This window comes from Pseudomonas sp. MD195_PC81_125, from assembly GCF_014060985.1.
Lineage (GTDB): Bacteria > Pseudomonadota > Gammaproteobacteria > Pseudomonadales > Pseudomonadaceae > Aquipseudomonas > Aquipseudomonas parakoreensis.
Genome location: NZ_JABULD010000021.1, coordinates 1 through 5,730 on the forward strand (window position 1 = coordinate 1; position 5,730 = coordinate 5,730).

3 protein-coding genes and 2 pseudogenes are annotated in these 5,730 nt (G+C 61.5%); 3 read left to right on the forward strand and 2 right to left on the reverse strand.

All coding sequences use genetic code 11. The features are described 5' to 3' along the window. Nucleotides 1-317 precede the first annotated feature (317 nt). From HT737_RS00960 to HT737_RS00965, 3 genes and pseudogenes are all read left to right on the forward strand, one after another. Nucleotides 318-1,602, forward strand: a pseudogene (locus HT737_RS00960) (methyl-accepting chemotaxis protein); the annotation flags it as partial. A 4-nt stretch (nt 1,603-1,606) separates the two neighbouring features. After that, the gene (locus HT737_RS32510) at nt 1,607-1,945 is read left to right on the forward strand and encodes a hypothetical protein (protein WP_374011120.1); all 339 of its coding nucleotides are present in this window, start codon (nt 1,607-1,609) and stop codon (nt 1,943-1,945) included. Nucleotides 1,946-1,986: 41 nt separating this feature from the next. After that, nucleotides 1,987-3,174, forward strand: coding sequence for a pyridoxal phosphate-dependent aminotransferase (locus HT737_RS00965; RefSeq protein ID WP_047294279.1), 1,188 nt, complete (start codon nt 1,987-1,989; stop codon nt 3,172-3,174). 140 nt (nt 3,175-3,314) lie between these two features. Here HT737_RS00965 and HT737_RS00970 read toward each other — a convergent pair whose 3' ends face one another. Beyond that, nucleotides 3,315-4,292, reverse strand: a complete 978-nt coding sequence (locus HT737_RS00970) for a D-glycerate dehydrogenase (RefSeq protein WP_182401034.1) — start codon at nt 4,290-4,292, stop codon at nt 3,315-3,317. A gap of 14 nt (nt 4,293-4,306) precedes the next feature. Further along, nucleotides 4,307-5,608 (reverse strand): annotated as a pseudogene (locus HT737_RS00975) (MFS transporter). Between the last annotated feature and the right edge of the window lie 122 nt (nt 5,609-5,730).

Genomic DNA, 5,730 nt, shown 5'->3' on the forward strand with positions numbered 1-5,730 from the left:
GAGGGGATTCATCCCCCGATGGGCTGCGAAGCAGCCTCCTGCGTTTTTCGCTAAAAAACGAGTTTTGAGATTTTGCGACTGCTGCGCAGCCGATCGGGGATGAATCCCCTCGCCACAGAGGGTTGGTGTCAGGGTGTTTCAGTTGTGAAACACCTTGAAAAATATTTTCGCTTTACACGAAATCTTCCTAAAGCGCCGCCGATACAGAGGTCAGGCGCACACAGATTCCCTCGAACAGTGCCGCCGGACTGACCCCGCTCAAGGGCCAGTGATGACGGCAAGGACGCTCGCAGTTACCTCTATCCGAGAGTCCAACCATGTCCTTGCGTAACCTGAATATCGCGCCTCGTGCTTTCCTCGGTTTTGCCTTTATCGCCTTGTTGGTGATTGTCCTTGGTGTGTTCGCCGTCAACCGCATGTCGACCATCCGCCAGGCCTCCATCGACATGGAGACCAATCAACTGCCCAGCGTCACGTACCTTGGCGTGGTAACGGAAAACGTTCTGCGCCTGCGGATTCTGTCGTTCCGGATTCTGGTCAACCGCGACCCGGCAGGCCTGCAAGAAGCGCAAACCCGTATCGGCGTGCTGGTGGACAAGGTGCGCAGTGCTCAGGCCAGTTACGCCGCGTTGCCGGCAGAGAGCGAAGAGCGAGCGTTGTACCAGACGTTCGCGACCACACTCGATAACTACCTGCAAGCGCAAAACCAGATGATGGAGCTGTCGCGTCAGGACAAGGTCGACGAAATGCGCACCCTGATCAACACGCGGATCAAGGACGGCACTGACCAGATGGGCGAACAGCTCAACAAGCTGATTGCAATCAACGCTGCAGGCGCGAAAGTCGCCTCCACGCAGGCCGGTGAGCACTACGACAGCGCCATTACCGGTATCGTCATTGTGGCTGTTGTCGCGGCGCTTGCCACTGTCCTGCTGGCCCTGCTGCTGACCCGCAGCATCGTCACCCCGCTGAACCGTGCCGTGCAGGCGGCGCAAACCATCGCTGGCGGCAACCTGACCCAGTCGATTGAAGTGGATGGCAAAGACGAAGCCACACAATTGCTGCAAGCCTTGTCGACGATGCAGACCAATCTGCGCAAAACCATCGAACAGATCGCCCGCTCCGCCACTCAATTGGGCGCTGCAGCCGAAGAACTCAGCGCGGTCACCGAAGAAGCCTCCCGTGGCCTGCAACAGCAGAACAACGAGATCGAACAGGCCGCCACCGCCGTCAACGAAATGACCGCCGCGGTGGAAGAAGTGGCACGCAACGCGGTGTCGACCTCCGAAGCCTCGAACCAGTCGACCCAGGCCGCTCGCGAAGGGCGCGATCAAGTGGTGAAAACCGTCGACGCGATCCAGAACCATGACCCATGACGTGCAGAGCACTGCACAAATGATCGAAGGCCTCGCCGCGCAGGGGCGTGACATCGGCAAGGTGCTGGACGTGATCCGCGCCATCGCCGAACAGACCAACCTGCTGGCCCTCAATGCGGCGATCGAAGCGGCGCGTGCCGGTGAGGCCGGACGTGGTTTTGCGGTGGTGGCGGACGAAGTGCGCGCCTTGGCCCATCGCACCGCGCAGTCGACTCGGGAAATCGAAAAAAATGGTCGCCGGTATTCAGAACGGCACCGGTGAAGCCGTGTCGTCGATGCAGCAAAGCAACCAGCGCACCCAGACCACGTTGGAAATGGCTCGTGCCGCTGGCGTGGCACTGGAGCAGATTACCCAGTCGATCCATCAGATCAACGAGCGCAACCTGGTGATCGCCAGCGCTTCGGAAGAGCAGGCGCAGGTCTCGCGTGAGGTCGACCGCAACCTCGTCAACATCCGTGACCTGGCCACGCAATCGGCTGCCGGGGCCAACCAGACCAGCGCCGCGACCCATGAACTGTCGCGTCTGGCGGTGGATTTGAACGCGATGGTGGCGCGGTTTGTGATTTGACCTAGGGTGAAGGCTGGAGACCGCGCCATCAGGAGACGTACATGCGCTATTCAGCCTTGACCCAACGCATCGCCGGGGAGGGGGCAGCGGCCTGGCAGATTCATGACCGCGCGCTGGCGTTGCGCGCCGAGGGAGTCGACATTCTGCTGCTGAGCGTGGGTGATCCGGATTTCGACACGCCGCTGCCGATCATTCACGGCGCCATCGACAGTCTGCTGGCTGGCGATACGCATTATTCCGAAGTGCGTGGCCGACTGGCGCTGCGCAAGCTGATCGCCGCTCGCCACCAGCGGCGCAGCGGTCAGGTGGTGGATGCCGAGCACGTTATCGTGCTGCCCGGTGCGCAATGCGCGGTGTATTCGGTCGCTCAATGCCTGCTGGATCCGGGTGACGAGGTGATCGTCGCCGAGCCAATGTACGTGACCTACGAGGGGGTGTTCGGCGCGTGCGGCGCGACGGTGGTGCCGGTACCGGTACGACCGGAAAACGGCTTTCGCGTTGACCCCGCCGATGTCGCCGCGCGGATCACGCCGAAGACCCGCGCGATGTTGCTCAACAGTCCCAATAATCCTTCCGGCGCGAGCCTTTCCCTGCTGATCTGGCAAGCGCTGGCGGCGCTGTGCGTGCGTCACGATTTGTGGCTGATCAGCGACGAGGTCTACAGCGATCTGCTTTACGAGGGCGAGCACATCAGCCCGGCGAGTCTGCCGGGCATGGCCGAACGCACGGCGACCATCAACAGTCTGTCGAAATCCCACGCCATGACTGGTTGGCGCATCGGCTGGTCGATCGGGCCGAAAGCGCTGGCCGAGCATCTGGTGAACCTGTCGTTGAGCATGCTGTTCGGTCTGCCGGATTTTGTGCAGAAAGCAGCAGAGGTTGCGTTGGCAAGAGATCTGCCGGAGGTGACGCAGATGCGCGAGGAATATCGGTTGCGTCGCGATCTGGTGTGCGAACGCTTGCGCGGTTGCCCGGGGCTGCAGCCGATTCGCCCCGACGGCGGGATGTTCGTGATGGTCGATGTGCGCCAGACCGGGTTTGGTGCGCAGGCATTTGCCGAGCGGCTGCTGGAAGGTTACGGGGTGTCGGTGCTGGCCGGTGAAGCGTTCGGGCCGAGTGCGGCGGGGCATATTCGCATCGGGCTGGTGCTGGACCGGGTGAAGCTGGCGGATGCCTGTGCACGGATTGCGTTGTGTGCGGTGCAGTTGTTGCAGGCGCGCAGTGCCTGATGGTTTGTGTTGTCGAGGCTGGCCCCTTCGCGAGCAAGCTCGCTCCCACAGTGGGTGGAGGGGGCACAAAGTTTTATGTGCAACCTGAACCCTGTGGGAGCGAGCCTGCTCGCGAAGACGGACTCTCAGTCGGCGATTTTTCAGCCCTGCCAAGCCGCTGGATTCACCAGATTAGCCGGCTTCTCCCCAGCCAAAGCCGCCAGCAGATTGTCCACTGCACACCTGGCCATCGCCTCCCGCGTCTCATGTGTCGCCGAACCCATGTGCGGCGTTGCCACCACATTATTCAGCTGCAACAACGGCGAGTCATGATTCAGCGGTTCACGCTCGAACACATCCAGCCCCGCCGCGCGAATCCGTTGATGGCGCAGCGCGTCGATCAGTGCCGCTTCATCCACCACTTTGCCGCGAGAGATATTGATGAAAATACTCTCGGGGCGCATCAGCGCAAATTGCTCGGCGCCGATCAAACCTTCGGTCTGCGCGGTCAGCGGCAAGGTAAGGCAGATGAAATCCGCCTCTTGCAGCAGCGCCTCAAGGCTACGGTACTGCGCGTCAAAACGCGCCTCGACTGCCGGTTTGCGCGACTGGCTGTGATACAGCACCGGCATGCCAAAACCGAAATGCCCGCGCTGCGCCAGCGCCTCGCCGATGCGACCCATGCCGATGATGCCCAGGGTCTTGCCATGCACATCGGTGCCGAAATGCGCCGGGCCGATGTTGCGGTGCCACTGGCCGCTGCGCACCATGTTCGCCAGTTCCACCACGCGCCGGGCCGTGGCGAGGATCAGCGCGAAGCCAGTGTCAGCGGTGGTTTCGGTGAGCACATCCGGGGTGTTGCTGAGAAGGATCTTGCGTCGGCTCAGGTAGTCGATGTCGTAGTTGTCGACGCCCACCGAAACGCTGGCAATCGCCTGCAGTTGCGGCGCCAGATCGAGTAGCGCGGCGTCGAGTTTCAAGCTGGCACCGAGCAAACCGTGGGCGCTCGGCAAGGCGTCGCGCAGCTTCATCAGGCCGTCGGCGTCGAGGGTTTCGATCAGCGTCACGTCACAGTGTTGCTGCAGGCGCGTCATCAGCGCCGGCGACAGTTTCTTGTACAGCACGACTTGCTTTTTCATGGGCAAAAATCTCTTCAGGAATGCGCCGGCACGGGACGCGTGGCAACGGCTTTTGCCACGACACGATCACTGGCGCCGGGCTTGAGAAAAATCGTCAGCACCACCGACAGCAGCAACGCGCCGCTCATCAGCAAATACGAAGCGCCGGGCGAACCGGTGGAGCTGTTCAGATAACCGACCAGGTACGAGCCACCGAACGAACCGAGCGCGCCCATGCTGTTGATCAGCGCCATAGCCCCACCGGCAACATTGGCCGGGAGGATCTCCGGAACGATGGCGAAGAACGGTCCGTAAGGCGCGTACATGCAGGCGCCGGCGATCACCAGCAGCGTGTAGGACCACCAGAAATGCTCCGCGCCCAAGGCGTAGGAGCCGTAGAACGCGATGGAGGCGATCAGCAGCGGCGGCCAGACGAAGCGTTTGCGTTTTTGCAGCTTGTCCGAGCCCCCACGACACCCCCGAGCATGCCGATCACCGCCGCCAGATAGGGCAGCGCCGACAGCCAGCCGGCTTCGATCATGTCCATTTGCGCGCCGGCCTTGAGGATCGACGGCAGCCACAGCACGAAGCCGTAGACGCCAATGCTCCAGCAGAAAAACTGCAGCGCCAGAATGATGACCTTCGGCGAACGGAAGGCTTCGGCGTAGTTCTTCACCGCTTTGATCCCGACCTGTTCGGCGGCGAGAGCGCTTTCCAGATCGTGCTTTTCCTGATCGCTCAGCCACTTGGCCTGAGCCGGACGATCATCGGCCAGTTTCCACCAGATAAACGCCCAGAGCACCGCCGGCAAGCCTTCGATGATGAACATCCAGCGCCAGCTGAAGTGCTGCACCAGATAGCCCGAGACCACCGACATCCACAACATCGTGACCGGGTTGCCGAGGATCAGAAAAGTGTTGGCCCGCGAGCGCTCGGCACGGGTGAACCAATGGCACAGGTAGACCAGCATCGCCGGCATTACTGCGGCTTCGACCACGCCGAGCATGAAGCGAATCACGATCAGCCAATAGGCGTTGGACACGACGCCGGTCAGCGTGGCGAGCCCGCCCCAGAAGATCAGGCTGAAGAAAATCAGTTTTTTTCACGCTGTGCTTTTGCGCGTAGATCGCCCCGGGCACCTGGAAGAAAAAGTAGCCGAGGAAGAACAGCGCCCCGAGCAATGAAGACAGGCCCGGGGTGATCATCAGGTCCGCGGCCATGCCCGAGGCGGCGGCGAAGCCGTAGTTGGCGCGATCGAGATACGCCAGGCTGTAGGTGATGAACACGATCGGCATGATGTACCACCAGCGACGGGCGGCGAGGGTTGCGGTTTTCATGGTGTTGCTCCTGAGCTTGTTGTTTTTGTCGCAGCAGGTTCAATTAATGGGTTGTCTGAGCGGGCCTCATCGCTGGCAAGCCAGCTCCCACAGGTATCTCGGGTAAGTCGACTATTGCATTC

Coding starts and splice junctions, on each gene's coding strand:
- HT737_RS32510 (WP_374011120.1), top strand. CDS start 1,607: ATGGTCGCCGGTATTCAGAACGGCACCGGTGAAGCCGTGTCGTCGATG.
- HT737_RS00965 (WP_047294279.1), top strand. CDS start 1,987: ATGCGCTATTCAGCCTTGACCCAACGCATCGCCGGGGAGGGGGCAGCG.
- HT737_RS00970 (WP_182401034.1), bottom strand. CDS start 4,292: ATGAAAAAGCAAGTCGTGCTGTACAAGAAACTGTCGCCGGCGCTGATG.